At 58.1% G+C, this 24,754-nt stretch carries 22 protein-coding genes and 2 pseudogenes; 13 read left to right on the forward strand and 11 right to left on the reverse strand.

The genetic code is table 11. The features are described 5' to 3' along the window. Positions 1 to 523 precede the first annotated feature (523 nt). Both KGA85_RS10175 and KGA85_RS10180 read left to right on the forward strand, forming a co-directional pair. On the forward strand, positions 524 to 2,065 hold the full coding sequence (locus KGA85_RS10175) for an NCS1 family nucleobase:cation symporter-1 (protein ID WP_223543089.1): 1,542 nt from the start codon (positions 524 to 526) through the stop codon (positions 2,063 to 2,065). A 56-nt stretch (positions 2,066 to 2,121) separates the two neighbouring features. Then, positions 2,122 to 2,850, forward strand: coding sequence for an aspartate/glutamate racemase family protein (locus KGA85_RS10180; RefSeq protein ID WP_223459014.1), 729 nt, complete (start codon positions 2,122 to 2,124; stop codon positions 2,848 to 2,850). A gap of 133 nt (positions 2,851 to 2,983) precedes the next feature. Here KGA85_RS10180 and KGA85_RS10185 read toward each other — a convergent pair whose 3' ends face one another. Continuing rightward, positions 2,984 to 3,907 (reverse strand): LysR family transcriptional regulator, encoded by a 924-nt coding sequence (locus KGA85_RS10185; protein ID WP_223532870.1) that lies wholly within the window; start codon positions 3,905 to 3,907, stop codon positions 2,984 to 2,986. Between the two features lie 124 nt (positions 3,908 to 4,031). On the opposite strand from KGA85_RS10185, the gene KGA85_RS10190 reads away from it, so the two are divergent. Next, a complete protein-coding gene (locus tag KGA85_RS10190; protein ID WP_223459018.1) occupies positions 4,032 to 4,778 on the forward strand; it encodes a 3-oxoacyl-ACP reductase family protein in 747 nt (248 codons plus the stop codon). A gap of 140 nt (positions 4,779 to 4,918) precedes the next feature. Here KGA85_RS10190 and KGA85_RS10195 read toward each other — a convergent pair whose 3' ends face one another. Next, entirely contained in the window at positions 4,919 to 5,614 is a 696-nt protein-coding gene (locus KGA85_RS10195; protein WP_223543090.1) for an HAD-IA family hydrolase, read from the reverse strand. A gap of 248 nt (positions 5,615 to 5,862) precedes the next feature. Between KGA85_RS10195 and KGA85_RS10200 the strand changes: the two genes are divergently transcribed. Then, positions 5,863 to 9,219: an RHS repeat-associated core domain-containing protein gene (locus KGA85_RS10200; protein ID WP_317850331.1), complete on the forward strand. Its 3,357-nt coding sequence runs from the start codon at positions 5,863 to 5,865 to the stop codon at positions 9,217 to 9,219. 30 nt (positions 9,220 to 9,249) lie between these two features. Here the strand turns inward: KGA85_RS10200 and KGA85_RS10205 are convergent, their stop codons facing one another. Together KGA85_RS10205 and KGA85_RS10210 are read right to left on the reverse strand one after the other, a co-directional pair. Next, on the reverse strand, positions 9,250 to 9,432 hold the full coding sequence (locus KGA85_RS10205) for a hypothetical protein (RefSeq protein WP_046042925.1): 183 nt from the start codon (positions 9,430 to 9,432) through the stop codon (positions 9,250 to 9,252). Positions 9,433 to 9,448: 16 nt separating this feature from the next. Further along, complete coding sequence (locus KGA85_RS10210) at positions 9,449 to 9,916, reverse strand: glycine zipper domain-containing protein (RefSeq protein ID WP_223535448.1); 468 nt, start codon at positions 9,914 to 9,916, stop codon at positions 9,449 to 9,451. Positions 9,917 to 10,255: 339 nt separating this feature from the next. Here KGA85_RS10210 and KGA85_RS10215 point away from each other — a divergent pair, with 339 nt between their 5' ends. Further along, positions 10,256 to 10,816 (forward strand): hypothetical protein, encoded by a 561-nt coding sequence (locus tag KGA85_RS10215; protein WP_223532874.1) that lies wholly within the window; start codon positions 10,256 to 10,258, stop codon positions 10,814 to 10,816. Between the two features lie 341 nt (positions 10,817 to 11,157). Here the strand turns inward: KGA85_RS10215 and KGA85_RS10220 are convergent, their stop codons facing one another. From KGA85_RS10220 to KGA85_RS10240, 5 genes are all read right to left on the reverse strand, one after another. Further along, on the reverse strand, positions 11,158 to 11,526 hold the full coding sequence (locus KGA85_RS10220) for a hypothetical protein (protein WP_007988063.1): 369 nt from the start codon (positions 11,524 to 11,526) through the stop codon (positions 11,158 to 11,160). Between the two features lie 10 nt (positions 11,527 to 11,536). Beyond that, a complete protein-coding gene (locus tag KGA85_RS10225) occupies positions 11,537 to 11,797 on the reverse strand; it encodes a hypothetical protein (RefSeq protein ID WP_223459027.1) in 261 nt (86 codons plus the stop codon). A 40-nt stretch (positions 11,798 to 11,837) separates the two neighbouring features. Next, positions 11,838 to 12,026: a hypothetical protein gene (locus KGA85_RS10230; protein ID WP_223459071.1), complete on the reverse strand. Its 189-nt coding sequence runs from the start codon at positions 12,024 to 12,026 to the stop codon at positions 11,838 to 11,840. Between the two features lie 146 nt (positions 12,027 to 12,172). Further along, positions 12,173 to 12,493, reverse strand: a complete 321-nt coding sequence (locus KGA85_RS10235; RefSeq protein ID WP_223459029.1) for a YbjQ family protein — start codon at positions 12,491 to 12,493, stop codon at positions 12,173 to 12,175. Continuing rightward, entirely contained in the window at positions 12,490 to 13,833 is a 1,344-nt protein-coding gene (locus KGA85_RS10240; protein WP_223543091.1) for a serine hydrolase domain-containing protein, read from the reverse strand. The genes KGA85_RS10235 and KGA85_RS10240 overlap by 4 nt, the downstream gene beginning before the upstream one ends. A 423-nt stretch (positions 13,834 to 14,256) precedes the next feature. Between KGA85_RS10240 and KGA85_RS10245 the strand changes: the two are divergent. Continuing rightward, positions 14,257 to 14,463: pseudogene (locus KGA85_RS10245) on the forward strand (helix-turn-helix domain-containing protein); the annotation flags it as partial. 59 nt (positions 14,464 to 14,522) lie between these two features. Then, a complete protein-coding gene (gene phaR / locus KGA85_RS10250; RefSeq protein ID WP_223459033.1) occupies positions 14,523 to 15,056 on the forward strand; it encodes a polyhydroxyalkanoate synthesis repressor PhaR in 534 nt (177 codons plus the stop codon). A gap of 35 nt (positions 15,057 to 15,091) precedes the next feature. Here phaR and phaP read toward each other — a convergent pair whose 3' ends face one another. Then, positions 15,092 to 15,655 (reverse strand): TIGR01841 family phasin, encoded by a 564-nt coding sequence (phaP, locus tag KGA85_RS10255; RefSeq protein WP_223459035.1) that lies wholly within the window; start codon positions 15,653 to 15,655, stop codon positions 15,092 to 15,094. A 250-nt stretch (positions 15,656 to 15,905) separates the two neighbouring features. Between phaP and KGA85_RS10260 the strand changes: the two genes are divergently transcribed. Then, positions 15,906 to 18,329: a DUF3141 domain-containing protein gene (locus tag KGA85_RS10260; protein ID WP_223543092.1), complete on the forward strand. Its 2,424-nt coding sequence runs from the start codon at positions 15,906 to 15,908 to the stop codon at positions 18,327 to 18,329. Positions 18,330 to 18,343: 14 nt separating this feature from the next. Here the strand turns inward: KGA85_RS10260 and KGA85_RS10265 are convergent, their stop codons facing one another. Further along, on the reverse strand, positions 18,344 to 19,459 hold the full coding sequence (locus KGA85_RS10265; protein ID WP_317848710.1) for an AraC family transcriptional regulator: 1,116 nt from the start codon (positions 19,457 to 19,459) through the stop codon (positions 18,344 to 18,346). A 273-nt stretch (positions 19,460 to 19,732) separates the two neighbouring features. On the opposite strand from KGA85_RS10265, the gene phbB reads away from it, so the two are divergent. The 5 genes and pseudogenes from phbB to KGA85_RS10290 all read left to right on the forward strand — a co-directional run bounded on the left by phbB (position 19,733) and on the right by KGA85_RS10290 (position 24,461). Further along, positions 19,733 to 20,479, forward strand: a complete 747-nt coding sequence (gene phbB, locus KGA85_RS10270) for an acetoacetyl-CoA reductase (protein WP_223459041.1) — start codon at positions 19,733 to 19,735, stop codon at positions 20,477 to 20,479. 64 nt (positions 20,480 to 20,543) lie between these two features. Then, the gene (locus tag KGA85_RS10275) at positions 20,544 to 21,722 is read left to right on the forward strand and encodes an acetyl-CoA C-acetyltransferase (protein WP_223459043.1); all 1,179 of its coding nucleotides are present in this window, start codon (positions 20,544 to 20,546) and stop codon (positions 21,720 to 21,722) included. Positions 21,723 to 21,883: 161 nt separating this feature from the next. Next, positions 21,884 to 23,587: a class I poly(R)-hydroxyalkanoic acid synthase gene (phaC, locus tag KGA85_RS10280; RefSeq protein ID WP_223459045.1), complete on the forward strand. Its 1,704-nt coding sequence runs from the start codon at positions 21,884 to 21,886 to the stop codon at positions 23,585 to 23,587. A 107-nt stretch (positions 23,588 to 23,694) separates the two neighbouring features. Next, positions 23,695 to 23,814 (forward strand): annotated as a pseudogene (locus tag KGA85_RS10285) (AAA family ATPase); the annotation flags it as partial. A gap of 380 nt (positions 23,815 to 24,194) precedes the next feature. Further along, positions 24,195 to 24,461 carry a hypothetical protein gene (locus KGA85_RS10290; RefSeq protein ID WP_223459047.1) on the forward strand — a complete coding sequence of 89 codons (267 nt, stop codon included), beginning with the start codon at positions 24,195 to 24,197 and terminating at the stop codon, positions 24,459 to 24,461. The last annotated feature ends 293 nt before the right edge of the window (positions 24,462 to 24,754 follow it).

Here is a 24,754-nt window from a genome sequence, read left to right on the forward strand (position 1 = left end):
CGCGAAGGCGTCGTGTCAGTCGATGCATTTACTGACTGATACACCGCCTTCGCGAGCAAGCCCGCTCCCACATTGGTATGTGTCAGCCCACAAAAAATGTGTACACACGAATGTCACCATCGGTGCCATTTGTGTGTGCACTTTTAGTTTCAGCGCCCCAAAAAGTTACATCTCCTTTCCCGTCACCTCGCCTGCATCCCTTCTCCAAAAATAAATACCTGTTCAATCGGTCAATTTAAATTTTCTATTTTTCAGTCAGTTATCCGTTATCGATAACAAAACGAAATGAGCACTGGTTTTTATAGAATCGCGACTGGCACAGATCTGGCTTTAGTGCATACATGTTTTGTATACAATCAAATCAAAACATACACACACTTTAGATCCGCAAGCCTGAAGCGCCCTATCCCGTACAGGCTGCAGATGCCCCGTAACCAATGATATTCGCCACCCGCGACGAAGATTTGTCGAGCCAACGCTCATGCACAGTCATCGCGGCGTCGAGCATCAGGAGCCTGCCGGAATGCGTACTAGTCTCTCTAATAACAACATCGAGCTGGATCTACCCTCTTCCCATACCACCCACACCGCCGAGAATCAGGCGCATCACACCCCCGTGGTGCTCAGCCCCCGACTGCACAACAAGGACCTGGCACCGACCAAGTCCGAAGGTCGGCGCTGGGGCCGCTACAGCATCTTTGCCCTGTGGACCAACGACGTTCACAACATTGCCAACTACTCGTTTGCCATCGGTCTGTACGCTTTGGGTCTGGGTGGCTGGCAGATCCTGCTGTCCCTGGGGATCGGTGCGGCGCTGGTTTACTTCTTCATGAACCTGTCTGGCTACATGGGCCAGAAAACCGGGGTGCCGTTTCCGGTCATCAGCCGGATCAGTTTCGGTATTCACGGTGCGCAGATTCCTGCGTTGATCCGCGCCGTTATCGCCATCGCCTGGTTCGGTATTCAGACGTACCTTGCGTCCGTGGTTTTTCGCGTGTTGTTGACGGCGGTCCATCCCGGGTTCGCCGACTACGACCACGACTCGATCCTCGGCCTGTCGACCCTGGGCTGGGTGTGTTTCGTCGCGATCTGGTTCGTGCAACTGGCGATCCTTGCCTATGGCATGGAGATGGTGCGGCGCTACGAGGCATTTGCCGGCCCGGTGATTCTGCTGACCGTCGCCGCCCTCGCCGCGTGGATGTACACCCAGGCCGATGCGACCATTGCCTGGTCGATCCGTGAGCCGCTGACTGGCGGTGAGATGTGGCGCAACATCTTTGCCGGTGGCGCATTGTGGCTGGCGATCTACGGCACCTTGATCCTCAACTTCTGCGACTTCGCCCGCTCTTCACCGTGCCGTAAAACCATCAAGGTCGGAAATTTTTGGGGCTTGCCGGTGAATATCCTGGTGTTCGCCAGCATCACGGTCCTGCTGTGCGGCGCGCAATTTCAGATCAATGGCCGGATCATCGAAAGCCCGACCGAAATCATCGCCTCGATCCCCAATACCTTCTTCCTGGTGCTCGGCTGCCTGGCATTCCTGATCGTCACCGTGGCGGTGAACATCATGGCCAACTTCGTCGCCCCGGCGTTCGTACTCAGCAACCTGGCGCCCAAGTACCTGACCTTCCGTCGCGCCGGGCTGATCAGCGCGACCATCGCCGTGCTGATCCTGCCGTGGAACCTCTACAACAGTCCGCTGGTGATCGTGTATTTCCTGTCCGGCCTCGGTGCCCTGCTCGGCCCGTTGTACGGGGTGATCATGGTCGACTACTGGCTGGTGCGAAAAGGCCAGGTCAACGTGCCGCAGTTGTACAGCGAAGACCCGAACGGCGCGTATTACTACAGTCGCGGGGTCAATTTGCGCGCCGTGGCGGCGTTCATTCCTGCAGCGTTGATCGCCATCGTCCTGGCCCTGGTGCCGGGGTTTCACAGTGTATCGCCGTTCTCCTGGCTGATTGGTGCCGGCATCGCCGGGATGCTCTACCTGATCATCGCCAAGCGCCAACCGCTCTACACCGATGTCAGCGGCGAAGCCATCGCGGTCGACAACGTCAGCCACTGATCCTGTCGCAGCCCGGCGTTGTCGGGCCGCAGAACCAACTGCAATAAGGACTTCCCATGCGCATTCTCGTGGTCAACGTCAACACCACCGAATCCATCACCCAGGCCATCGCCCGCTCGGCGCAGGCCGTCGCGTCGCCCGGCACGGAAATCGTCGGCCTCACCCCGCACTTCGGCGCCGACTCCATCGAAGGCAATTTCGAGAGTTACCTGGCAGCCATCGCGGTCATGGACCGGGTAATGTCCTATGACCAGCCATACGACGCCGTGATCCAGGCCGGCTACGGCGAGCACGGCCGTGAAGGCTTGCAGGAACTGCTCAATGTGCCGGTGGTGGACATCACCGATGCCGCCGCCAGCACGGCGATGTTTCTCGGTCACGCCTATTCCGTGGTCACCACCCTCGACCGCACCGTGCCGCTGATCGAAGATCGCCTCAAGCTCTCCGGCCTCTGGGACCGTTGCGCCTCGGTACGGGCCAGTGGTTTGGCCGTGCTGGAACTGGAGCACGAACCGCAGCGCGCACTGGAGGCTATCGTGCATCAGGCCGAACTGGCGGTGACCCAGGACAAAGCCGAAGTGATTTGCCTGGGCTGTGGCGGCATGGCCGGGCTGGACGAGCAGATTCGCCGGCGTACCGGGGTACCGGTGGTGGATGGGGTGACGGCGGCGGTGACCATTGCCGAGGCCATGGTGCGACTGGGGTTGTCGACGTCGAAAGTGCGGACTTATGCGACGCCACGGCCGAAAAACATCATTGGCTGGCCGGCGCGGTTCGCCCGGTAGACCGCGGTGCCCCCTTCGCGAGCAAGCCCGCTCCCACACTGGATCTCCGTTGAATACAGATACTGTGTTCACAACAGATCAAATGTGGGAGCGGGCTTGCTCGCGAATGCAGCGCCTCGGTCTTGAGCCTGCCTCAAACCGCACTAAACCTCTGCCCCAACCCCCGCTCGGCAAACTGCTCAATGACGAATTCGACAAACGCCCGGGTCTTACCCGGCAGCAGTTTGTGTTCGGCGTAATAGATGGAGGTGTAGCCGTCATCGATGTACCAGTCCGGTAACACCCGCTGCAACCTGCTCGACTCCAGATAGCCCGCGGCAAACGGCATGCTCACCAGCGCAATGCCCAGACCTTGCGCGGCCGTGGCGCAGGCGGCCTCGGAATCGCTCATGGTCATCCGCGCCTTGAGCGTCAACGGGCTGTGTTGCTGATTGCGATGAGTCAACTGCCAGGAGCGCACCCGACCGGTTTGCGGCGAGCGGATCAGAATCCCGTCATGGTGCTTGAGGTCATCCGGCTCGCTGATCGTCGCATGTGTCTCCAGGTAGTCCTGCGTCGCCACCAACACCCGATGCGCCGGACTCAGCCGGCGTGCCACCACGCCCTGGGGTAATTCGAAGCCACCGCCGATTGCCGCGTCGAAACCCTGCCCGATCAGATCGACCTGGCGGTTGTCGAAATGCCAGTCCGGGTTGATCGCCGGGAATCGCCGCAGAAACTCGCCGAGCATCGGCACAATGTACAAGCAGCCGAATACCGTCCCCATGCTGACTTTCAAGGTGCCCGCCGGCTGCCCTCCGGCGCTGGCAAGATTGGCCACGGCATTCTGGATCGTGTGCAGGCTGCCGCTGACTTCTCCGAGAAACAACTGACCGGCTTCCGTCAGGGTCAGGCTGCGAGTGCTGCGCTGGAACAGTCTGACGCCCAAACGCGCCTCGAGCTTGGCGACGCTCTTGCCCACCGCCGCCGGTGTCAGGCTCAGGCGCCGCGCGGCTTCGGCAAAGCTGCCGACCTCGGCGCTGCGCACAAAGCATTCGATACTGCTGAAGGTTTCCATAGGCGCCACTATAAACTTTTGGTTTACACAGACTATCGCAATTATGGTCTACACAGCAGGTAATCCTGAATCGATACTAGGCTCCATCAACCGGGACATCTCGCCTCGGGACTTGGAGATCGACATGACTACTCAGAACCTCAGCGGCAAAGTGGCATTGATTCAAGGTGGTTCCCGCGGCATCGGCGCAGCCATCGTCAAGCGCCTGGCTGCTGAAGGCGCGACTGTTGCCTTCACTTATGTCAGCTCCACGGCCAAGGCCGAAGAACTGCAAGACAGCATCACCGCCAAGGGCGGCAAGGCCCTGGCCATCAAGGCCGACAGCGCCGACGCCGACGCCATCCGCGGTGCCGTATCCGCCACGGTAGAAGCCTTCGGTCGCCTGGATATCCTGGTCAACAATGCAGGTGTATTGGCCGTCGCACCGCTGGCTGAGTTCAAACTGGAGGACTTCGACCAGACCCTGGCCATCAACGTGCGCAGCGTATTCATCGCCACCCAGGCCGCCGCCAAACACATGACCGAAGGCGGACGCATCATCAACATCGGCAGCACCAACGCCGATCGCATGCCCTTCGCCGGTGGTGGCCCGTACGCCATGAGCAAGTCGGCACTGGTCGGCCTGACCAAAGGCCTGGCCCGTGATCTCGGCCCGCAAGGCATCACCATCAATAACGTGCAACCCGGCCCGGTCGACACCGACATGAACCCGGCCAACGGTGACTTTGCGGAAAGCCTGATCCCATTGATGGCCGTTGGCCGTTACGGTAAGGCCGAAGAGATCGCCAGCTTCGTCGCCTACCTCGTCAGCCCTGAAGCCGGCTACATCACGGGAGCCAGCCTGACCATCGACGGTGGATTCGGCGCCTGATGCGTGTCAGCCAACTGCAATAACCGTGGGAGCGAGCCTGCTCGCGAAGAGGGAGTATCAGACACGTTGATGTTGTCTGAAACACCGCTTTCGCGAGCAGGCTCGCTCCCACATTTGCCAGTGTCGACCCGTCTTTTTAGCTAGGCCCATTCCAGCGCCGGCAAACCAAAAGCACTCGGCACAAACGCCTTCAACGTACGAAGAATGCCATCGGCGTGTGCGTACCTGACGTCGGCCATTGCCGCATCCGGAATCGCAATCGCCGTCATCCCCGCCGCTTTCGCCGCGGTGACACCAAAGGGCGAATCCTCGAACACCAGGCAATCCCCGGGCGCAACGCCCAGACGCCGCGCCGCCGCCAGGAAAATATCCGGTGCCGGTTTAGCCGCGCCCACCTCGGGGTCATCGGCGGTGACGATGAAGTCGAACAAGGCGAACCAGTCGCGATGCAGGGTAGTTTTCTGGCCGAGCGACTGGCTCGAAGAACTGGTGCCGACGGCAATGGGAATGTTGTTGGCCTTCAGATGCCGTACCAGTTCCTGTGCGCCGGGCATCGCTTGCGCTGTAGGAAAACGCTCGCGCATCAGCGGATCGCGGATCACCAGGAACTCTTCGGCGGTAATCGGCAAGTCCAGCGCCTCAACCACATAGCGCGCCAGATCGCCCGCGCCCCGGCCAATGATGTTTTGTTTGATGCTCCAGTCGAACGTCCGGCCGTAACGCGCGGCAATGATGGACGTGACTTCGGTGTAGATGCCCTCTGTGTCCAGCAACAAGCCGTCCATATCGAAAATCACGGCCTTGATCGGGCCGAATGCTTTCAGTGGTGCATTCATTGCATCTGATCCGTTTTCCAAGGCATCCCGGGCAGCTCAGGTACAGCCGATGCCCGAATGGATTAAAGGGTTCAGCAGCATAGCGAGCGCCGCCGGCTTAGAGCAACGAGGAAATCCCGATCGACGCCGAATGGCCCTTCGTGATTTAGCGAATCGCCCTACAGCAAGCGCCACCTTTCCCGACTTCTTTCCTTGCCGATCCCCCGCAGAGTTTTGCGCTCCACATTCCGCCAAGCGAAAGACTGCAGATGTTCGATCCCCAAAAGGTATTGGCATGCCCCGTCAGCGGCCCTCTGACACTTCGCTCCGGCAAGCATGAACACCATGACGACGCGTCCAGACAGGCGAAAAACCCCAACGGCGACAGCGCCGACACCGTCGAGCGCACTGCCACCCACAACTGCTCGGTGTCGATGGTAACCGGCGAAAAACTGCTGACACTCACCGACGGCACCCTCGACGGGATCTTGCCGTTCGACTTCAGCCGCGTCTATCGCACCAGTGCCGTCGAGCTCGACAGCGGCCTCGGTTTTGGCTGGAGCCATTCGCTGTCCCAGCACCTGGAACTCCACGGCGAGCGGGTGCTGTGGATCGACCCCGAAAACCGCCGCACGTCCTTTCCACGGCCGACGGCGGAGCGCCCGATGATCCACAACAACCTCTCGCGGGCGGCGATTTACCTCGGCGAGGAGCCGGACGAACTGATCCTCGCCCTGGCCGGCGACCGCGCGCTGTTCTACCACTTTCATAACGGCCGGCTCAGCGCGATCAGCGACGCCTACGGCAACCGCCTGACGGTGCAGCGGGACCACTTTGACCGGATTCAGCGCCTGGACAATGGCGCCGACCGCGCCTTGTTGCTGCGTTACGAGCTCAAGCACCTGGTGGCCATCGACTATCAGGTGTTTCAGCGTAGCGACCCCGAGGCGTCCACCTGGCGCACCGAGCAGACACTGGCCAGCTACCGCTACGACGCCCGCCAGCGTTTGATCGAGGCAACCAACGCGGCGGGTGAAAGCGAGCGCTACGACTACGACGAGCAACACGTCATCCTGCAACGGCAACTGGCCGGCGGCGCGAGTTTTTTCTGGGCGTGGGAACGCTCCGGCAAAGCCGCCCGCTGCATTCGTCACTGGGCTTCGTTTGCGCAGATGGAGGCGCATTACGTCTGGGACGATCAAGGCTGCGTGACGGTGAACAACGCCGACGGTAGCGATGAGGTTTACGTTCATGACGACCGCGCGCGACTGGTGCGCCAGGTTGGGCTAGACGGCGGTGAGCAGCACAAGGCTTATGACGATCGGGGCCGTCTGATCGCCGAGCAGGACGCCCTCGGCGCCATCACCGAATACCATTATGACGAAGTCGGTCGGCTGATCGCGCTGTTTGCGCCGGATGCGGCGCCCACGTCCTGCGAGTATCGCCACGGTTTGCTGCACACCCGTACCCAGGGTCAGGCGACGTGGACCTACCAGCGCAATGCCCAGGGCGACATCACTGCCATCACCGATCCAGACGGGCAGATCACCCGCTATTTCTACGACCCGCAGGGGCGTTTGCTGACGATCCGTTTCCCCGATCAGAGCGGTCACCGGTTTGTCTGGAACGCCTTGGGGCAATTGCTGGAGGAGACCCTGCCGGACGGTGCTCAGCGCACTTTTTCCTACGATGCCTTCGGCCGGCGCATTACCCGGCAGGACGAACACGGTGCCATCACCGGTTATAAGTGGAACGCGGTGGGCCGACTGACCCGGACCACGCTGCCCACCGGCGCCCACCGCGCCTATCGCTACAACGCGAACGGCCAGGTCACCGCCGAAACCGACGAACTGGGACGGGTGACCCGTTACGAATACGCCGACGACCTGCCCTTGGTCAGCCGCCGGATCAACCCCGAAGGCCGCGCGCTGAAGTACCGCTATGACCATGCGCAATTGTTGCTCACCGAAATCGAAAACGAGGTCGGCGATACCTACCGGCTGGACTACACGCCAGGCGGATTGATCCGACAGGAAACCGGCTTCGATGGCCGTCGTACCGCGTATGCCTATGACGGCAATGGCCAGTTATTGGAGAAAACCGAGTTTGGCAACGACGGTTCGCAACTTGTCACGCTGTACCAACGCGACAGCGCCGGACGTTTATTGCTCAAGACCCTGCCCGACGGGATCGAGGTCGAGTACCGCTACGACAGCCTCGGGCGGCTGGTCAGCGTCGATGACGGCCAGGACCATCCGCTGGAGTTCGAATACGACCCCCAGGACCGGCTGATCACCGAGCATCAGGGCTGGAGCACCCTGCGTTACGGATACGACCTCTGCGGTCGGCTCAAGCGCCTGCGCCTGCCGGACGGCTGCGTGCTCGATTACCACCATGCCCGGGGCGGTGCCCTGACTGCCATCGACCTCAACGGTACGCGCCTGACCAGCCATCGTTTTGTCGGCGGGCGCGAACAGCAACGCCAACAGGGCCTACTGCTCAGCGATTATGCCTACGACGAGCAGGGCCGTTTGCAGGCCCATGCCGTCAGCCAAAAGCAACGACCGCTTTACCGCCGCGAGTATGCCTACAGCGCCAAGGGCAATCTCCTGCAGATTGCCGACAGCCGTCACGGTCAACGCCACTATCAATACGATGCACTCGACCGCCTGACCGGCGTACGCCACGCCCGCGACCAGTTCGCGGAGAACTTCACCCACGACCCGGCCGGCAACCTGCTGATCCACGACCGCCCCGGCCCGTGCGTGCTCCAGGGCAACCGTCTGCGCCGCCGTTACGACAGCCACTACGACTACGACGCCTTCGGCAACCTGATTCGCGAACGCCGCGGTATGCCGAGCAAAATCACCGAATACACCTACGACAGCCAGCACCGCCTGATCGGCATCAGCACCCCGGACGGTAAAAGTGTCAGCTATCGCTACGACGCCTTCGGCCGGCGCATCGGCAAAACCGTCGATGGCCAGACCACGCAATTCTTCTGGCAAGGCGACCAACTCATCGCCGAAAGCGGCCCCCGGCACTACCGCAGCTACGTCTACGAACCCGGCAGTTTTCGCCCGCTGGCGCTACTCGACGGCAAAGGCCGGGCAGACACCTGCCCGTTCTACTACCAACTCGACCACCTCGGCACCCCGCAGGAACTGACCAGCTACGGCGGCGCCATCGTCTGGTCGGCCAAATACACCGCCCACGGCAAACTCCGCGAAGTGAACCACGGCGACGGCGAACGACTCGAACAGCCGCTACGGTTTCCGGGGCAATACTTTGACTCTGAGACCGGCCTGCACTACAACCGGCATCGCTACTACCATCCGGACATCGGTCGTTATCTGACACCGGATCCGGTCAAGTTGGCCGGAGGGTTGAACCCGTATCGGTACACCCGGAACCCGACGGGGTGGGTGGATCCGATGAGGTTGAGCGGGAACTGTCCACTGGCGAACAAGGCAGGGGGCTCGGCGCCAGATGGGGTGGGTGAGGCAAAGGTTGATGAGGGTGAGCCCAATGTGCCCTCTCCAAAACCTCCAAACCAATACTTACATCACGCAGACTCAGACCACTACATATCGAGGACCGGGCGATGGACACGCTCGATCAGCTAGACAACCGGTCAATCCACCAACACGACTCGATCAATCTTCGTCCTCTTCCTCATCTTCAAACTCGATATTCCCCACATCGCCCGCATCATCAGCGTCATTTAGCGGCACTGTCGCATCATCCATCAGCGATCCCGGATCTTCATTGCCGGGATCGTTGATAGATGGCAGTCCGCTCGGGCCCTTTTCTTCCTTGCCTTCGCTTTTCGCAGTCATGGGATGCCTCGCTCAACTAGTGATGCTTTTTGTGGTGCTTGTTCGAGTGTTTATAACCGTTACCGGAATGGGAATGACCGCTGTCACTCCCCAGATCATTGCCGACCGCACCGCCGGCTGCACCGCCAAGACCGGCACCGATGGCCGATCCGGTCGAACCGCCAAGACTGTTGCCGACCACCGATCCACCCGCCGCGCCCAAACCACCGCCTACCGCCGCCTCGGTGCGACTGTGCTTGGGTGCGGCAATGGCGCTACCGGCCGCTCCGCCGACACCCGCGCCAATCGCTGCCCCCGTGCTGCCACCCACCTGGCCACCGACAACATTGCCCAACACCCCACCAAGACCACCGCCCACGGCGGCATCTCCATTACCTCCCGCCAGCGCCGCCTGAGAGACCAGCCATCCAAAAATAATCGCAGGCAACATCAATCGTCGAGCACTCAGGCTTGCGGTTTTCTTGCCGTTGGTTTTTGGGTTCATGGCACGCCTCACATTTTTCAGGGGTTTGGAAGATTTGAGCTGCTGCGGCGTGAAACGTTCATATATGAAAAAGCCCGGCATCAAGTTATTCCCCACGCTTGGGAATACATAGTTAATGGGCTTATTAACATTCCTGCTTCAATACCCCTCTCCGAGGGGTATTTTTTTGTCTGGCCATTGCGAAAGCTATACCGTGATCCAGCTTCGTATGTAATCAAAATCTGAGCGCTAAATGGTCGAAATTTGTTATTGCCCAATGCCCAGCGGATGGGCGCCAGCACCTGACCTGGGCGTTGCAAGCCATGGGTGAGGTATTGCGCCAGGAACGGATGGTGTGAGTTGTTGCTGCTCAGTTCTCTAGAGCGGCATGCTTCACCAGACAAATTCCCGAATCAGAAACTGCCCCGTCCGCGGATCGAACTGGCGCACAAAGTGAACGTGCCTGGAACCGAAGGGCTGATCGCTGAACCCGGACCCTCTGATCACCTCGAAGCTGTTCATCCGGTGGATCGGTATGAAGTGCCGGTTATCCATTGGTACGAAATGCCGGTTGTGCATTGGTACGAAATGCCGGTTGTGCATTGGCACGAAATGCCGATTGTGCATTGGTACGAAATGCCGGTTGTGCATTGGCACGAAATGCCGGTTTTCCATATGAAACGGGCCCCCGTGGAAATGGTGGAATTGCCCGCATTGCTGTGGCTGCCCACTGACCAGAACGGCCGGGTGAGGATTTTGACCGAGGCCGCCACCGCTGATTGCCTCCAGGGAGAGGCTGCTTGCCAGAAGCCCCGCGACCAAGAGCAGGAGTTGCTTGAAGATACGCATAGCGCCACCTCCGACGGTCCCCCTACACTAAATTATAGTAAGCCATGGACCCCGGCCTGGCCTTGGCGCTGAAGTAGACATCTAGCCAAACGGCGGGTGAGCAGAAAGTAATAATCTAAAAATTACCTTGTAATTCATTGTGTTATAGAGCGAATGTCCTAATTTTTGCCATATCTCGGCACAACCCCAAGTAGGGGTCAGGGCTATGACTAGGAATGTGGACCATGCATAAAAAAGCGCCGACGTTGCCATCGGCGCTCAGGAGTAGCGATGTCTTACGATGTATTTCTACATCGAAAGGATATGATGCTCGAAAGCCGACATCTGCTAGACCTTTGGGCCCCGCTCTCAGAACTATGTACCTTTAGGGTATAAGTCACGATGGCCGGGCTCTTTTAAATGCTCAATCAGGATCAGTGACGCTTGTGACCATTGGCCAGGTTGCTGCCTACGCCGCCACCCAATGCACCGCCCAGGCCTGCACCGATAGTGGCACCGGACTTGCCGCCAAGGCTATTGCCGATCACCGAACCACCGGCCGCGCCGACACCGCCACCGATAGCAGCGCTGGTGCGATGACCTTTTTTGGCGGCAACTGCGCTGCCCGCCGCGCCAGCCACGCCCGCACCAATCGCTGCGCCAGTGCTGCCGCCCATTTTCTGGCCGACCACGTTACCCAACGCGCCGCCCAAGCCACCGCCCAGCGCGGCAGTGCCGTCACCAGCCATTGCACCTTGAGCAACCAGAAGCCCCAGAACCAGAGCAGGCAGTGTTAAACGCATGACAAAAACCTCAAAAAATAGGGGTACACAAAAAGGGGGCGAGATTGAATGCTTTTGCGCGGATAAAGTCCAGCACGCCGGTCCAACTTCGCGATTGGCGACGGTTGGACAGCATTTTTGAAAAAGGTTTTATGACGGACAAAAAAAAGCCCGCTGGGGAAACGGGCCAGGTGTTGCTTTCTAACGGATGAGTCGAGATTACGGAGGGATCTGTGAAAAGTTTGTGAAAGATCAGCATCTTTAAAAAATTGTCATAAAACTTTTCAGACATGAAAAAACCCGCTCTATAACGGGGTCTGCCTAACGTTCGGTTACTTCCTGACCGGCGCTGTCACCTTGGGTAAAAATTTGCCCTTCAATGCCCGGCACGCCCTGGTCTTGATCTTGTCGACCTCAGTCTGGTCCTCGCCGAAACTGGCCACATACTGGGTCTGACCACACCGCACGGAATTGTTGATCGGAAATTCTGCGCCATCGTCCTCGATATACGGATCAGCCATCTCTTCACCCCTTTCAACACGCGCGATCGACATCGGCAAGCCCTTTGCCTGGAGAAATATCGATCGCCAAGGTTTTTGAGACTAGCCGGTCACTAACGGACCTGCCGTTCGGATTTCCCCGTGACCGACGAATGGCTTCTCACCTTTCACCGCAACTTGACCGCAGTCCCCGTCACAAACACCACGACCATCCCACCCTTGCCGGCCGGCATGCTGATCTCATAATCAAGCCCGACTACCGCGTCCGCCTGAAGCGCCTGCGCCCGCTCCTTGATCTCTTCGGTGGCCTGAATGCGTGCTTCCTTCAACGCTCGCTCCAGAGTCTGGGAGCGCCCACCGAAAAAGTCGCGCATCCCGGCAAACACGTCGCGGACAACGTTGATCCCTTGCACCGACTCGGCGCTGACGATATCCAGATAGGCGGTAATTTGCCGACCCTCAATGGAGTGGGTTGTGGTGGTGATCATGGGTGTTCCTTCCTGTTCAGAAATTCAGCCAGTGCATCAAACGCCGGCAAAGTGACGGGATCATTGGCCGAGTTGCTGGCCACCGGATGGGATGCGTAGCGGACGATGACCATTTCGGCCTTCGGGTCGACATAGATACGCTGCCCATGGACCCCACGCGCCATGAACGCCCCGCCCTCCTTGCCCGTCACCCACCACATCGACCGGTAACTCCAGTCTTTGAGCAATGTGTATCCCGCCTTGGCGAAAGCCTGTTTATCACCGCCGCCACGGATATCGTCGATCACTGCCTGCGGCACGATCTGCTGACCGTTGAACCGACCGCCGTTACGCAGCATCTCGCCAAAACGAGCCAGATCCCGCAACCCCGTATTCAGGCCACCACCGGCAAACGGCGTGCCGATGGAGTCCACGGTGAAATAGGCGTCCTGTTCGGCACCCAACCGGCTCCAGATGTTCTCCGACAGCAGTTGTGCAACATTGCGACCGGTAGCACGGGCAATGACCCAGCCCAACACGTCGGTGTTGACGGTCTTGTAGGCAAACGCTTTGCCGTGCTCACCTTGCGGTTGCACCGTCTGCAAAAACTCGTAGTAACTGCGAGGGCCGTCATAACCCTTGGGTTTGGGCAACGGGTTACCTGCCTTGGCATGGGCCCAGACTTCGGCATCCGGATTCGCGTAGTCTTCGCTGTATTTGAGGCCCGTGGTCATGTCGAGTACCTGCCGCACTGTCGCACTCCCAAACGCAGAATCCGTCAGCTCCGGCACATATTCGGCAACCCGCTTGTCAGTATCGATGCGCCCCTGCGCCACCAACATGGCGCCCAGCGTGCCGATCACAGACTTGGTCACAGACATCGCGGCGTGCTGGCCGTCCGGCTTCAACACGCCGAAGTAACGTTCGTAGACAACTTTCCCGCGGTGCATCACCACAATGCCATCGGTGTAAGTGGCCGCGAGGGATTGCTCCCAGGTCATCGGCGCCTTGGCGCCAAGGGGGACAAAACTGATCCCGTCGATATCTTTGCGTAGTGCTATCTCCAGTGGAACCGGAGCACCCAGGCCGCGTGAAACGTTGATCGTCGGCATCAGTTGCCGGAAATTCGAAACGCTCCAGCGCATTGCCGGAAACTGGAAATAGCTGCCGTCTTCAAAACGCACGGTGCGATCAGCGGGGGGTGGCGAACCTGCCATCCAGCCGAGTTTGGCCGGATCACTGGCTTCAGCGTCGGGAAAAGTTGCAGGGGCGGATGCGAGGGCCAGTGATGACATGGCAACTATCGACACAGCCGCGATGAGCTTGGCTGCGCCGCGAAAGCTGGCGGGAGGATGGAGCATGATGTCGATTCCGTTCGAAGAGTTTGAGCAGTCTAACAGCCGGATTGGCTTGATTACCGCTTGTACGGTAGATGCTCTTGTCTCTTATTTGCCGAAATTCAAACTCCAAAAACACAAAACCCCTGGCTTCTTTCGAAACCAGGGGTTTTGTCCCATGGCGCATCCCCACAAAAAAGACTACTGGCGATTGGTCCTGAGCATAGTCACGCTGAGCGGCAACTCAAAGTGCGTAAAGTCACCGTCGATCGGGATGTCGCCTGTGCTGGGGGTGCCATTCCTACCGCGACCGAAAGGACGAACGAAGGCGATGGTGTTTGGCCAGACATCACCCTCCCCCCACGCTAACCTATGTGGCGATCACAGAAGCGCGCCCTGTTTGCTCAGTTTTGCTTCGCCAACGCAGGAACAGGTGCACAGGGTGTTGGATTAACGCCCAGAGACATCAGCAATCAGCCCAGATCTCAGAACCTGTGGTGTTCAAATGGCGAAAGCGCTATCCGGAGGCGGGTCTTGAGGGATTGAACGAACCTGCCTAGAAGTGGCCAGCCTCGCAAGCTCAGCACTAAAAAGATGAAGAAAGTTCTTACGCTGACCACCCAGCGCGTGCCGCGTGAGGCGACGCATTGGAGTGGCAGTGGTCAGAGTAAGATAAGATGCCTGCAAATCAGGCTTGCTGTGAGTAGCCCCGCATGACAGATAACAGTCGGAACACCACCCATCTGATCAAGAAGTACCCGAATCGCCGTCTGTATGACACGCACACCAGCAGTCATTTGACCCTTGCGGATATACGCCAATTGGTCGTCGATAAAATCCCGTTCGAGGTGGTCGACGCCAAGACTGGCGAGGATCTGACCCGAAGTATTTTGCTGCAGGTCATTCTGGAAGCCGAAAGTGGCGGTGAGCCGATATTCTCCAGTGAGATGCTCATGGGGATTATCCAGTTCTACGGTCCCTACCAGAGTGTCCTCGGCAGCTACCTGGATAAAAGCATCCAGACGGTCATCGACATCCAGTCCCAGACCGGCGCTCAGTCCTCTGAAGCCTGGAGCAAGTTCATGCACCAGCAAGCACCGGTCATGCAGGATTTGATGCGCCAGTATGTCGACCAGTCAAAAAACCTCTACCTGAACACTCAGAACCTCTTCGGCCTGTTCGGCGGCATGCCACCAGGCAAGCCAGGTGCCGGTGGCGGGCCGAAAAAAAATGGCGATGGGGAGTAAACCCATCGCCATCAGTGTAACCGCTCTAATGTGACTTACTTGTTACCGCTTGTAGCCTTGGCACCAGGAGCGGTTTTGCCGGCTGCGGCGGTCGCTGCGTCAAAACCGCTCTGGGCAACGTCAGCAGCCTGTTTTACGGCGTTCTGTGCGCTTTCAAAAACGGTACCGGCATTCGCCAGCGACGACTTGAACGCGGCCACAACAGGCTCGGAGCCAGCCGGTGCATTCTTGCTGATCACTTCAACGAACTCTTGCACCTGCTGGGTGCCCACCTCGACCTGACGCGAGGTCAGTTTGGCGATTTCCGAGTGAGTGCCGACAATCAACGCTTGCACTTGGCGATTGAACTCAGCCAGGCGTTCGGCTTGCACATTTGGCTGGGTGAAAGAAGTCTGGAGCTCAGCGAGTCCTTGTAGATCACGGACTGCCAGCAGCTTGCGAAAGCCGTCGAACTGCTCCTCGGTGGAGGCCTGCAATGTCTTGAACTGCAATTGGCTGAACTGTTCAACACTGGAGAAGATTTTGCCGCTGATTTGCTGCAGGAGGTCTAGGTTGGCTTTCTGAGCGTCTTGCAATTTTTCCGAGTTAAAAAAAGACATGCTTGAATCTCCTGATTCTGAAAAGCCGACATGGGCCTGAGGACGCGATAGCGATCCTGCCGGTCATCGCGTTAGCCTTAATATTGCAGCGCACAAATCCGTTTAGCAATAATTTTTTGTGCGGTGCACAAAAATATTTCTTCTCCTGCCTCTATTCGCTATAGACTCCTAACATCGAACAGCCAGCCAAGCCCTCTTTATTAAAGAGGCGCAGGCAACTGCTTCTCATGCATAACGCCAGGAGATCACCATGGGCCAGGAAGATATTATTGCATCGCAATATGAAAAAGCCTCCTCTCAACGCGGCCTGTTCGAACACCTGAGTCATCTGCAGCACCTCAACACCCTGAACGTCCTTGATGCTTTGCGCCAGCGCCAGGAAAAAACTCTCGCGCCCCTGAAGCGGGGTCAACTCAGACAACCCACGCCCACTGACTGGCAGGAATACTTCACCGACCTCGGCCAACGCAGCCTGCTGTTCTGGGACACCCTGCGCCAGCGCGGCGACAATACGCTGGCCCATGAACGCGCCGGGTATCCACTGCTGCTCAAGTTCGATCATGAAACCCTGATCGCCGGCTCCGACCTCCCACGACCGGTCAACTATTCACTGCTGCAAATCCTCCCCGGACCAGAGCAAAGAATCGACAGCAACGGCCAGCCGGTGATCATCATTGACCCACGCGGCGGCCACGGCTCCGGAATCGGCGGCTTCAAACAGGATTCGGTATTAGGTGAAAGCCTCAGAGCCGGCCACCCCACCTATTTCATCTCTTTCAGTCACTCACCACAGCCTGGACAAACCCTGGCCGATATCGTCGAAGCCCAGGCCCGGTTCATCGAAGTCGTCAGCGCCCTTCACCCGACCAGCAGCAAGCCGATCATCGTCGGTAACTGCCAGGCCGGCTGGGCCTTGATGGGACTGGCGGCAAAACGACCGGAACTGCCGGGATTGATCATTATCAATGGTGCCCCCTTGTCATACTGGGCCGGTGTCAATGGACGCAATCCGATGCGCTATACCGGTGGCCTGCTGGGTGGCGGCTGGATGGCTCGCCTGGGCAGCGACCTGGGCAATGACCGTTTCGACGGTACCTGGCTGGTCAGCAATTTCGAAAACCTGGACCCGGCCAACACCTATTGGGGCAAGTACTACCAGTTATTCAGCCAGGTCGACAGCGAGGCTGCGCGCTTCCTCGACTTCGAACGCTGGTGGGGCAGCCCGACCCTGCTTAATGGCGAAGAGATCGAGATGATTGTCGATCAGCTTTTCATCGGCAACCAGTTGTCCGGCGGACTCGGCCGCAAGAGCACCGGCATTGACCTGAAACGTATCGAAGCACCGGTGGTGGTATTTTGCTCCTACGGAGACAACATCACCCCCCCGCAGCAGGCAATGAACTGGATCGCCGATGCCTATCCCAGCGATCTCGCTTTGCATGACGCAGGACGTACCATCGTCTACCTGCGGCACGCCAGCATCGGCCATCTAGGTATTTTTGTTTCCGGCAAAGTGGCGCGGCGCGAACACCGTGGGATGCTCGGCGCGGTCGAAACCATCAAGGCGCTGCCGGCGGGACTGTATGAAATGCTGATTGACGATCTGCCAACCTCCTCAGGTAGCGATGACATGCAATACCGAGTGCGCTTCGAATCAAGGCGAATCGCCGATATCCATGATGACGTCGAGCCGGCCCGTGATGACGATCGCGAATTCTCTCTGGTGGAGCGCGCCTCTGAAATCAACAGCGCGTTTTACGACGGGTTCATACGTCCGTGGCTGCGTCAGATAGTCAACGAGCCCATTGCCGAATTGATACGCAGGACGCACCCCTTTAATCAGCAGCAAGTGCTATGGAGCAGCCTGAATCCGGCGCTGTGGTGGTTAGCCGGGACCGCCTCCCAAGTGAGCAGTGATCGTCATCCTGCACGCAAAGACAACCCGTTGCTGGCCTGGCAAGCGTTGTTTTCCAACCAGATGCAAGACGCCCTGAATGCTTATCGCGATGTGCGTGACGCCACTCAGGAGCTGTGTTTTTACGGTATTTACGGCGCACTGAGTGCCCTCACCAGCAACAAGCCTGTGCGAAATCTCCAGGCACATGCCGACCAGCTGGACCAGGCCCTGATCGAACGCCTGCAGGATGCGCTGCCTCATGGCGGCCCCCTGGAAGCATTGGTGCGGATTCTGTTTTTGCTGGGCCGCGACAGCGACAAGGCGGGCAAGGAAAGCATCGAGAAGCTGGTCCAGCAGGTGCACCTGCTGGTCCAGGACTACAGCAATGAGCCCACTGCCCTGCGCGAAGCCATCCGATTGCAGAACCTGCTGGTTTTCGCCCACCCGCAAGAAAGCTTGCGCAGCCTGCCCTTGTTGCTACCTGAGGCAAAGGAACGCCAACAGGTCCTGACAGCCGTTGGGCAATTGATGCCTGAACTGCTAGCGACCGTTGGAGCTGAAGGCGAATTCTGGTGTGAACTGCACGCGTTGCTCGAAGTCCCCCTGCCGGGCTTCAGCCTGACCCAACCACCCAGTGAAACAGTTGTCATCCCGCAGGAGACCCCTTCGGAGCCATCTCCGTCGCCGCAGATCACACCACTGCCCGCTCCCGCCATCGTAGTTAAAGCCCCGAAGCGCAAAGCGAGCAAAGGTACAACAGGTCCCAAGCCTCAATGACACTTCACAAGGGATTAGCGGTGCATCCGTTCGGCGAAGCCTGCGACCTTATGATCTCTGTACAGACCGATGGGGTTCATGGATCGGACCCGCGCGACTTTTTCGACCACAGGCGACAACTCGTCGGTTCGATACTGACCGGGGGTCATACCGAACCAACGGATGCATGCCTTATGGAAGCTGCTGTGATCATGGAAGCCGAGCAGGGAAGTCACATGCTTCATGTTGAAATGAGAATGGCGCAAATAGAAGTCAGCCATCTGCCGGCGCACATCGTTCAGGACGTCCTTGAATTGCGTGCCATCCTTCTCAAGGCCTCGTTGAAGCGTTCGCTTGCTGATATTCAGTGCCGCCGCAATCGATTCCATATCACATTGCCCTTGGCCTTGCCCCTGGCTCAAGCGCTCGGTAATCAGCGCGCGAATCCTGCCAACGATAAAGTAACCGGACAACAGGTCCAATTGAGCCTCGGCAAAACTGTCATGGAGTGTGGCCAACGCCTCGTTGGCCATGCTCAACGGACTCAGAAGCTCCTGGCCATCGAACAAGATGCTGTCATATGCCGCCCCGAAACTCAGCGGACAGCCAAAAAGCCGCTGATGCTCCGACGTGTCTTCAGGTTCGGGATAAGTGAACTCCACACTCAACGGTTGCGGTGACTTGCCACCTGCCAGCCAATGGCAGAAACCCAGCAGCGAAGCCAAGGCTGCATCCGTGTATTGCCGGGGTTTGACCGAGCCATGTTGCTGATGATCGAGACTGGCCAATCGGTAATGCTGCTGCTCCTGGACAAGGAAAAGGCTGAATCCGGTACCAATCAACGGGCTGAAACGAACCAGACGTTCAAGCGCCCTTTTCAGATTCGAACTGGACATCATCGTGTAGCCCACGATCTGAAAACTACTGGGATGGAATTCCCCGTAGGCTTTCAAACCGATATTCAGATCATCCGAAGCCTGAGCAGCCAGGTCCCAAAGACGATAGATAACGCTTCGCTCGCAGAATGCTCCTGGTTTACCCACGAACTCGACATCCAGTCCCGCCTCCTGGCACAAACCGGCAAGGTCCAGTCCTTGGGCCAAAAACGTATTCGCCAGCATGCTGGCATAACCTGAACTCATTCTATACATGGCGTCCTCAATGACCAATGGAACCGAACATCCTGTCCGGAGCCGATACTGACATGCGCTGAACATATTTCAACAGTGTTTCAGTAATATTAACTATCCATTGAGTTTTAAGAGTTGATCCCAGTATGGGTGCTCCTCATTTTTTTGCCAGCAGGCCAAAACACCCGTGTGGCACCGATGGACAGGAGAACGTCACCTTCAAACACTTCCGCACGGCCCGTCGATATCGAACAATCTTCTCTCCTGCAGCGCAAAAAAAAATGGAGTAGATGTATGGAATCGCGTAGTCGCATTGCTTTGGTAACGGGTGGTATGGGCGGTATCGGTACGGCAATCAGCCAACGTCTATACAAGGAAGGATTCAAGGTAATCGTCGGCTGCAGCTCTGATTCCAGCCGCAAGAACGACTGGCGTGCCAGCCAACTGGAGGCGGGTTATGAATTCGAGTTCATCTATGGTGACGTCACCGATTGGGAGTCAACCCGCAAGGCTTTCGAGATAGCTCGTGAACAATTCGGCCCGATCGATGTGCTGGTCAACAACGCCGGCATCACCCGCGACGCGTCTTTTCGCAAGCTCACCCCGGAAGACTGGAACAGCGTGATCGGGACTAACCTGACGGGCTTGTTCAACACCACCAAGCAGGTCATTGAAGGCATGTTGTCCAAAGGCTGGGGGCGGATCATCAATATCTCCTCGATCAACGGTCAGCGTGGCCAGTTCGGCCAGACCAACTACTCCGCCGCCAAGGCTGGCATCCATGGTTTCACCATGGCACTGGCCCGGGAAGTCTCCGGCAAGGGCGTGACCGTCAATACCGTATCCCCAGGCTACATCCAGACCTCCATGACCGCGGCAATTCGCCCGGACATTCTCGAAGGCATGATCGCTGCAACTCCGGTCGGTCGCCTTGGCCAACCCGAAGAGATCGCCTCTATCGTGGCCTGGCTGGCTTCCGATGAGTCTGCCTACAGCACCGGTGCCGATTTCTCGGTAAACGGCGGCATGAACATGCAATAACCCCGATCAGGGCAGGAATGCCCTGGTTTGCTCGACGAATTTTGTCTTTTCGATGAGGTCACGCATGAACGAAGTCGTAATCGTTGCCGCTACTCGTACCGCCATTGGCAGTTTCCAGGGTGCTTTGTCTGCAATTCCCGCGACCGAACTGGGTGCCGCAGTGATTCGCCGCTTGCTGGAGCAGACGGGTATCGATGCTGCTCAAATTGATGAAGTGATCCTCGGCCAGGTACTCACTGCCGGCGCTGGGCAAAACCCGGCACGCCAGACAGCGATCAAAGCCGGTTTGCCACACACCACCCCTGCCCTGACCTTGAACAAGGTCTGCGGCTCCGGCCTCAAGGCGGTCCATCTCGCCGTCCAGGCAATCCGTTGCGGCGACGCGGAACTGGTAATCGCTGGCGGCCAGGAAAATATGAGTCTGGCCCCCTATGTTCTGCCCAAGGCACGCACCGGCCTGCGTATGGGCCATGCACAACTGCAAGACAGCATGATCCAGGATGGCCTGTGGGACGCCTTCAACGACTATCACATGGGTATCACCGCCGAGAATCTGGCGCAGAAGTACGAGATCTCTCGTGAAGCACAGGATACCTTCGCTGCCGCCTCGCAACAGAAGGCCGCCGCAGCCATTGAGGGCGGGCGTTTCCAGAGCGAAATCACCCCGATCCTGATTCCTCAGCGCAAGGGCGAACCGCTGGTCTTCGACACCGACGAACAGCCGCGTATCGACAGCACTGCGCAAGCCTTGGCGAAACTCAAACCAGCATTCCAGAAAGACGGCAGCGTGACCGCCGGCAACGCTTCGACCCTCAACGATGGTGCGGCCGTGCTGTTGCTGGCCAGCGCCGCTAAAGCACAATCGCTCGGCCTTCCGGTACTGGCACGGATCAAAGCCTATGCCAGCGCCGGTGTGGACCCGTCGATCATGGGCATCGGCCCGGTCCCGGCTACACGCCTGACCCTGCAAAAGGCCGGCTGGAGCGTCGAGGACCTGGACCTGATCGAAGCCAATGAAGCCTTCGCCGCCCAGGCGCTGGCGGTTGGCAAAGAGATGGGTTGGGACACCAGCAAAGTCAACGTCAACGGCGGCGCGATCGCCCTTGGCCATCCGATCGGCGCATCGGGGGCACGGATTCTGGTGTCGCTGGTGCACGAACTGATCCGTCGCGACGGCAAGAAGGGGCTGGCCACTTTGTGCATCGGCGGCGGACAAGGCGTCGGCCTGGCTATCGAGCGCTAACCAACGGCATCTGAGTAGCCCATGCGCGGACTTGGGACCCTTGTTCCGCGCATCAGATTGGCGTCAGACAACGCTGCCCGCATTCCTGCCGTCGCTACGCCGGAGTCCGGCAAAGCGCGGCTTTTTTTCTGCCCGGCTCATCTGTATGGGCAAGGAACTTTATGGACAACAACGCGCATACATTCAAAACCTATTGGTCAGGCCAGGTTCCGTTCATCGCTTCCTTTGCAGTGCAACAATTACGTCTATGGGTCAGCACTAATCCGTGGTTTTCCGGGCATGAGCACGGCGCCTGGTTCGAGTTGCCTCGCGAAACCCTGGACAGCCTTCAAGCGGACTACCAGGTTCAATGGGGCCAACTCGGCCAAAAACTGCTGACCGGCCAACCCTTCAGCTTCGATGATCGACGCTTCTCCAGCGGCAACTGGAGCGCGCCACTGTTCGGCTCCCTCGCTGCGTTTTACCTGCTCAACGCAAGCTTTCTCCTGAAACTGCTCGACAAGCTGCTGATCGACGAAAAAAAACCGCGCCAACGCCTGCGCTATCTGGTGGAGCAAGCCATTGCCGCCAGTGCGCCAAGCAATTTCCTGGTCAGTAACCCTGATGCGCTCCAGCGTGTGGTTGAGACTCAAGGTGCCAGCCTGCTCACAGGTATGCAGCATCTGGCCAGCGACATGAACGAAGGCAAAATGCGCCAGTGTGATAGCGGCGCCTTCAAGGTTGGCGTCGATCTGGCTAACACCCCCGGCGAAATCGTCTTTGAGAATCACCTATTCCAACTAATTCAGTACTACCCGCAAAGCGAAACCCAGTACCGACACCCGGTATTCGTCGTACCTCCGTCGATCAACAAGTACTACATCCTTGATCTGCGCCCGGACAACTCGATGGTCCGCCACCTGCTGGAACAGGGACATCCTGTATTCCTGATGTCCTGGCGCAACTTTGACGAGGAACACGCCGGCACCACCTGGGATGACCTGATTGAGCACGGGGTAATCGACGCCTTGCAGGTGACCCGCGATATCAGTGGCGAGCAGCGACTCAATTGTGTGGGCTTCTGCATCGGCGGCACCCTGCTGAGCACGGCGCTGGCAGTACTTGCTGCACGCGGCGACAGGGAGATCGCCAGCGTGAGCCTGTTCACCACGTTCCTTGACTACCTGGATACCGGTCCCATCGACATATTCGTCGACGAAGAACTGGTGGCCTATCGAGAGCGCACCATCGGTGGCATGAATGGTCCCATCGGTCTGTTTCGTGGTGAGGACATGGGCAATACCTTTTCCCTACTGCGCCCCAACGAACTGTGGTGGAACTACAACGTCGACAAATACCTCAAGGGGCAGAAGCCGATCCCGCTTGATCTGCTGTTCTGGAACAACGACAGCACCAACCTTCCGGGGCCGATGTACTGCTGGTATCTGCGCCACACCTATCTGCAGAACGATTTGAAATCAGGCGAGCTGGAGTGCTGTGGGGTCAAGCTTGATTTGCGTGCAATTGACGCTCCCGCTTACATCCTCGCCACCCATGACGATCACATCGTGCCCTGGAAAAGCGCCTACGCCAGCACCAACCTGCTCTCCGGGGCCAAGCGTTTTGTATTAGGAGCTTCAGGGCATATCGCCGGCGTCATCAATCCACCGGCCAAGCAGAAGCGCCATTACTGGACCAATAATCGGGTCACGAAAAACCCGGAGACCTGGTTCAAGAATGCTGAGCAGCAACCCGGTAGCTGGTGGAATGATTGGTTCAACTGGCTGGCGGGACACTCCGGCGAGCGCCAACCAGCGGTTGCGCACATAGGGAATGACAAATTCCCGCCTCTGGAGCCGGCGCCAGGCAGTTATGTAAAGCAATGAAAAACTGCTGTGGGCCAGAGCGCGACACTTTCTAGTCCGTGACGCTCAACTTCCTGGATGACGGCAGCGTCGAGATATTGTGGGTTGTGCCGAAGTATGATTGATCGGAAACGGGCAACGAGTCGAACCGCCTGCAACACAGCAGTTTGATTGCACAGACGAAGATCAAATCACTCAAACGTAAGCTCAAGGACGAGGTTGGTACGGAGGAGGACCAGCAATTTTGACTGTTGTTGTGGAAATGCCCTGCTGCATGACGGCATGCAGCAGGTCTTCCGCGACTCATGTGTTCGGCATGCAGCTAAGTTTATCCGAAATTGCTGCTGCGAAATCAGCAATCCGCCCTGGGTCAAATTTCAATCGGCAGGGTGTGTGAGTTTTCAATCAGCGCCAACAATTTCACCAAATCTGGAAGTCTTTTTCAGAGTTTCCCTAATGAATTACTACCGTCCATTCAACTTTCACAATCGCGGGTTAATTTTTGTGAATGAAATAAAGTTTAAACAAAATTATTACTACGTGTGACCCGCCCCCCTACTAATAAACAGCCGACCGGTAAGCCCACCCGATGGCACATCATTTGTTTGGGTACAAGGAGAGACGACCCATGAGCACTCCGTTGCGCATCAACGAAGCACTTTTGATTGCCGGCCACGCATTCGAACCTTTTCAATGCGTCGCCTGGGCTCCGCAAGACGGTAATGGCGAACTGAGCCTGACCGTCATGGACCGGGCCAACACTCATATTTGTCGCAAACAGGTTCCAAGCAGTGCCTACTCCGACCCGGCGCAGCTGGAAAGCCTGCTGGAAGAGGTGCGCGCCGAGTTGAGCCAGGAGGGCTACAAGCTACAATCCTGGACAATGCCAGAGTAAGCATTCTCGCGGATCGCTACCGGTGATCCGCCTAATACTCCACTCTCAAGATCATCGAAGGCAGCCTCATGCACCTGGTGTTGGAATCAGCCAGTCGTGCAGAGGGCTATGCCTTGGGCTTTCGCGATGCGGGGATCATCACTGAAATACAGTGCGTCGAGTGATGTACACCGCTTAGAAACTGTTGAAAAATCAGCCTTTGATCGCAAAGCACTGAACCGTCCAAAGTATGGGCTGAATTTTTTTCAGAACCGCAGAAACGAAAAAGCCCCGAATAATCGGGGCTCTAACGT

This window comes from Pseudomonas sp. GL-B-12 (assembly GCF_019955895.1).
Lineage (GTDB): Bacteria > Pseudomonadota > Gammaproteobacteria > Pseudomonadales > Pseudomonadaceae > Aquipseudomonas.

Coding starts and splice junctions, on each gene's coding strand:
- KGA85_RS10200 (WP_317850331.1), top strand. CDS start 5,863: ATGTTCGATCCCCAAAAGGTATTGGCATGCCCCGTCAGCGGCCCTCTG.
- KGA85_RS10225 (WP_223459027.1), bottom strand. CDS start 11,797: ATGTCTGAAAAGTTTTATGACAATTTTTTAAAGATGCTGATCTTTCAC.
- KGA85_RS10180 (WP_223459014.1), top strand. CDS start 2,122: ATGCGCATTCTCGTGGTCAACGTCAACACCACCGAATCCATCACCCAG.
- phaP (WP_223459035.1), bottom strand. CDS start 15,655: ATGTCTTTTTTTAACTCGGAAAAATTGCAAGACGCTCAGAAAGCCAAC.
- phaC (WP_223459045.1), top strand. CDS start 21,884: ATGGACAACAACGCGCATACATTCAAAACCTATTGGTCAGGCCAGGTT.
- KGA85_RS10210 (WP_223535448.1), bottom strand. CDS start 9,916: ATGAACCCAAAAACCAACGGCAAGAAAACCGCAAGCCTGAGTGCTCGA.
- KGA85_RS10230 (WP_223459071.1), bottom strand. CDS start 12,026: ATGGCTGATCCGTATATCGAGGACGATGGCGCAGAATTTCCGATCAAC.
- KGA85_RS10275 (WP_223459043.1), top strand. CDS start 20,544: ATGAACGAAGTCGTAATCGTTGCCGCTACTCGTACCGCCATTGGCAGT.
- phaR (WP_223459033.1), top strand. CDS start 14,523: ATGACAGATAACAGTCGGAACACCACCCATCTGATCAAGAAGTACCCG.
- KGA85_RS10190 (WP_223459018.1), top strand. CDS start 4,032: ATGACTACTCAGAACCTCAGCGGCAAAGTGGCATTGATTCAAGGTGGT.
- phbB (WP_223459041.1), top strand. CDS start 19,733: ATGGAATCGCGTAGTCGCATTGCTTTGGTAACGGGTGGTATGGGCGGT.
- KGA85_RS10240 (WP_223543091.1), bottom strand. CDS start 13,833: ATGCTCCATCCTCCCGCCAGCTTTCGCGGCGCAGCCAAGCTCATCGCG.
- KGA85_RS10220 (WP_007988063.1), bottom strand. CDS start 11,526: ATGCGTTTAACACTGCCTGCTCTGGTTCTGGGGCTTCTGGTTGCTCAA.
- KGA85_RS10265 (WP_317848710.1), bottom strand. CDS start 19,459: ATGTATAGAATGAGTTCAGGTTATGCCAGCATGCTGGCGAATACGTTT.
- KGA85_RS10195 (WP_223543090.1), bottom strand. CDS start 5,614: ATGAATGCACCACTGAAAGCATTCGGCCCGATCAAGGCCGTGATTTTC.
- KGA85_RS10175 (WP_223543089.1), top strand. CDS start 524: ATGCGTACTAGTCTCTCTAATAACAACATCGAGCTGGATCTACCCTCT.
- KGA85_RS10235 (WP_223459029.1), bottom strand. CDS start 12,493: ATGATCACCACCACAACCCACTCCATTGAGGGTCGGCAAATTACCGCC.
- KGA85_RS10185 (WP_223532870.1), bottom strand. CDS start 3,907: ATGGAAACCTTCAGCAGTATCGAATGCTTTGTGCGCAGCGCCGAGGTC.
- KGA85_RS10260 (WP_223543092.1), top strand. CDS start 15,906: ATGGGCCAGGAAGATATTATTGCATCGCAATATGAAAAAGCCTCCTCT.
- KGA85_RS10205 (WP_046042925.1), bottom strand. CDS start 9,432: ATGACTGCGAAAAGCGAAGGCAAGGAAGAAAAGGGCCCGAGCGGACTG.
- KGA85_RS10290 (WP_223459047.1), top strand. CDS start 24,195: ATGAGCACTCCGTTGCGCATCAACGAAGCACTTTTGATTGCCGGCCAC.